Origin of the sequence: Acidithiobacillus sp. (assembly GCF_023255755.1) — a bacterium.
Classification (GTDB): domain Bacteria; phylum Pseudomonadota; class Gammaproteobacteria; order Acidithiobacillales; family Acidithiobacillaceae; genus Acidithiobacillus.
This window is the reverse complement of sequence record NZ_JAGDVS010000170.1, coordinates 1-3,596: the sequence shown is the minus strand read 5'-3', so window position 1 is coordinate 3,596 and position 3,596 is coordinate 1. Positions and strand designations below refer to the sequence as shown.

Below are 3,596 nucleotides of genomic sequence, written 5' to 3'. Positions count from 1 at the left end.
CATCGCGGCAGCGGCCATTTTAGCCACCATGCGCTCGCCCATTGTGGCCATCGCGGCGTTTACTGAGAGCGGTTCTACCGCCTTATGGTTGTCCCGTGCCAACCCTCGGGTGCCCATCTATGCGCTGACACCGCAGGTTTATACCCGGCGCAAGGTGACTTTGTATCGCGGGGTCCACCCGGTCAATTTCCCCCAGAGTCGCCATGATGATCCCGTGCAGGTGATGCGGGCAGCAGAGGACGAACTGCGGCGGCGGGGTGCCGTCCGCGATGGCGATCTGATCCTCATCACCATTGGCGAACCTATGGGTGCCCCCGGTGGTACCAATACCCTCAAGCTGGTGCGCGTAGGTGATGTTACGCACCGAGCTTGAGTTAATTCGCTTTGGGATATATATCGGGGTCCGCTTGCAGTTTACGGGCCCCCTCTATACGATTGCTCAAAACCCAATCAATTTTCATTCACGTTTAGGAGAAGTGTTATGGCCCTAGTTTCCTTGCGCCAATTATTGGACCACGCCGCAGAGCACAGCTACGGAATTCCCGCTTTCAACGTCAACAACCTGGAACAGGTGCGCGCGATCATGGAAGCGGCGGTCATCCTTCAGGCTTCCGCCGGCGCCCGCAAATATGCTGGCGAACCCTTCCTGCGCCACCTGATTCTGGCCGCCATCGAAGAATATCCGGACATCCCGGTTGTCCTGCATCAGGATCATGGCGCGAGCCCGGCGGTCTGTATCCAGGCCATCCGCTCCGGTTTCTCCAGTGTAATGATGGATGGCTCCCTGCTGGAAGACGCCAAAACCCCCGCCAGCTATGACTACAACGCTACCGTCACCGCCAGGGTTGTGGAGATGTCCCATGCCGTCGGCGTCACCGTCGAAGGCGAACTGGGCTGCCTCGGCTCCCTGGAAACCGGTCTGGCCGGCGAGGAAGACGGCGTCGGCGCCGAAGGTTGCCTGACCCACGACCAGATGCTGACCGATCCTGAAGAAGCCGCCCGTTTTGTGCAGGCCACCAAAGTGGACGCCCTGGCGATCGCCATCGGCACCAGCCACGGCGCCTACAAATTCACCCAGCCGCCGACCGGCAAGGTGCTGCGTATTGACCGCATCAAGGAAATCCACGCCCGCATCCCGGATACCCACCTGGTCATGCACGGCTCCAGCTCGGTGCCGCAGGACTGGCTGAAGATTATTCATGAGTTCGGTGGTGACATCGGCGAGACCTACGGCGTACCGGTGGAAGAAATTCAGGAAGGCATCAAATACGGCGTGCGCAAGGTCAACATTGATACCGACCTGCGTCTGGCGGCAACGGGCGCAGTGCGCCAGAGCCTGTACAAAAACCCCAAGAACTTCGATCCTCGCAAGTTCCTGACGGCCTCCATCGATGCCATGCGCGATATCTGCCGCCAGCGCTTCGAGGCCTTCGGCTGTGCCGGGCAGGCCAGCAAGATCAAGGTCATCCCGCTGGATACCATGTTCAAGCGCTATAGCAAAGGTGAGCTCGAACCCCGCGTCACCGGCGTCTAAAACACGCTACCGACCTGTTGACTGGCGAGGGCGCATGGCGCTCTCGCCCTGTTTTGGAGGCAATATGACCCAGTTCAAGATTTCCCCCTCCATCCTTTCGGCGGATTTCGCCCGTCTGGGTGAGGAAGTGCGCGCCGTCGATGAGGCGGGTGCCGACTACATCCATATCGACGTCATGGACAACCATTTCGTCCCCAACTTGACCATCGGACCGCTGGTGGCGGCCGCCATCAAGCCGCACACCAAAAAGCCCCTGGACGTGCATCTCATGATCTCGCCGGTGGACAGCATCATTCCCGACTTCGCCAAGGCCGGCGCTGACATCATTACGGTGCATCCTGAGGCGACGCTGCATCTGGACCGGACCATTCAGTTGATCCACAGCCTGGGCTGTAAGGCTGGTGTCTCCCTCAATCCGGCCACACCGCTCAACGTGCTGGACTATGTGCTGGAAAACCTCGACCTGGTACTGGTGATGAGCGTCAACCCCGGTTTCGGCGGACAAAGCTTCATTGAGTACACCCTGCGCAAGATCGAGGCGATCCGCAAACGCATCGAGGCCACGGGCAAGGCCATCGAGCTGGAAGTGGACGGTGGCGTCAAGGTGGATAACGTGCGGCGGGTCGCCGACGCTGGCGCCGACGTCTTCGTGGCGGGCAGCGCCATTTATAACACCCCTGACTACGCCGCGACCATCGCCGCTTTCCGCAAAGCCCTGGCAGGCTGAATCATGGTAAAGCTGAACGCCGGCAAACCGTTTACCGCGCGCGTCGTCCTGCTCGATCTGGACGGCACGCTGATAGATACCGCACCCGACCTGGCCGGTGCGGCCAATCATGTGCTGCAAAAACTCGGGCGTGCGCCTGCCGAAATGCCTGTCATTCGTGGCTTCATCGGTAACGGTGTCCGGGAACTGATGCGTCGCGCGCTGGCGATCCACAGTGATCCCAGCGAAGTGGAACTGGATGCGGCCATGGTCGATTTCAGCAAGTACTACGGGGAGCATCTGCTAGACCATAGCGTGATCTACCCGGGGGTGCGCGGCACGCTGGAGGCCTTGCAGGCTCAGGGCCGGGAGCTGGTATGTATCACCAACAAGACGGCGGCCTTCACCGTGCCGCTGCTCCAGCAACTGGACCTGTACGATTTCTTCGGACTGGTCTTGTCCGGCGACAGCCTGCCGCGCAAAAAACCCGACCCGTTACCGCTGACCCACACGGCTGAACACTTTCATCAGCCGGTGGGAAACTGCCTGCTGGTCGGCGATTCGCGTAACGACACGCAGGCGGCGCGGGCGGCGGGCATGCCCATTGCCTGCGTGACCTACGGTTATAACGGCGACGAACCCGTCCACTGCCTGGAGCCCGACGCGGTACTGGACAACATGAGCGAATTATTGGATATTCTGGCGTAGCTTTGCGAGGAATCAAAGGCACCATGCGGAAAACACTGGGTTGGGAGAGGCGATGGCGTTGCTGCTGAAAGGCAGTGACTTCTTTTCTATCGCTCTAACGAGGTGATCCGTGATTCCAAAAGCAACCTTTGAGGCTTTGGCGCGCCAGGGCTACAACCGTATACCCCTTTCCCGTGAGGTCATCGCTGACCTCGATACCCCCTTATCAGCCTATCTCAAACTGGTCGATGGTCCCTATGCCTACCTGCTGGAGTCTGTGCAGGGCGGCGAAAAGTGGGGCCGTTATTCCATCATTGGTCTTCCGGCACAACAGATATTGCGGGTCACCCAGGGGGTTGTCACTGTTCATGTGGACGGCGTCGAGACCGAGCGGGCGACTCCGGCGGATCCCCTGGAATGGATCAGCGCCTTCCGCAAGCGCTTCCATGTGGCACCACTGGAGAATGCCGATGAGCGCTTCAGTGGTGGCCTGGTCGGTTATTTCGGCTACGACATCGTCCGCACTATCGAGCCCCGCCTCGCCCGCAGCGCCCCCTTGCCCGACCCGCTGGATCTGCCGGAAATTCAGTTGCTGGTGGCCGACGAACTGCTGATCTTCGACAACCTGCGCGGGACCCTCCGCCTGCTGGTGCATGCCGACCCCGCCCA

At 60.3% G+C, this 3,596-nt stretch carries 4 protein-coding genes and 1 pseudogene; all 5 read left to right on the top strand.

The window, feature by feature from the left end; all coding sequences use genetic code 11:
* The coding region (locus tag Q0C48_RS12020) for a pyruvate kinase alpha/beta domain-containing protein (RefSeq protein WP_291524673.1) at positions 1-373 on the top strand (373 nt) is incomplete at its 5' end.
* Positions 374-481: 108 nt separating this feature from the next.
* A complete protein-coding gene (gene fba / locus Q0C48_RS12015) occupies positions 482-1,534 on the top strand; it encodes a class II fructose-bisphosphate aldolase (RefSeq protein ID WP_291524671.1) in 1,053 nt (350 codons plus the stop codon).
* A gap of 64 nt (positions 1,535-1,598) precedes the next feature.
* Positions 1,599-2,261 carry a ribulose-phosphate 3-epimerase gene (rpe, locus tag Q0C48_RS12010; protein ID WP_291524668.1) on the top strand — a complete coding sequence of 221 codons (663 nt, stop codon included), beginning with the start codon at positions 1,599-1,601 and terminating at the stop codon, positions 2,259-2,261.
* 3 nt (positions 2,262-2,264) lie between these two features.
* On the top strand, positions 2,265-2,948 hold the full coding sequence (locus Q0C48_RS12005) for a phosphoglycolate phosphatase (RefSeq protein WP_291524666.1): 684 nt from the start codon (positions 2,265-2,267) through the stop codon (positions 2,946-2,948).
* A 109-nt stretch (positions 2,949-3,057) separates the two neighbouring features.
* Positions 3,058-3,596: pseudogene (locus tag Q0C48_RS12000) on the top strand (anthranilate synthase component I); the annotation flags it as partial.

Coding starts and splice junctions, on each gene's coding strand:
- fba (WP_291524671.1), top strand. CDS start 482: ATGGCCCTAGTTTCCTTGCGCCAATTATTGGACCACGCCGCAGAGCAC.
- rpe (WP_291524668.1), top strand. CDS start 1,599: ATGACCCAGTTCAAGATTTCCCCCTCCATCCTTTCGGCGGATTTCGCC.
- Q0C48_RS12005 (WP_291524666.1), top strand. CDS start 2,265: ATGGTAAAGCTGAACGCCGGCAAACCGTTTACCGCGCGCGTCGTCCTG.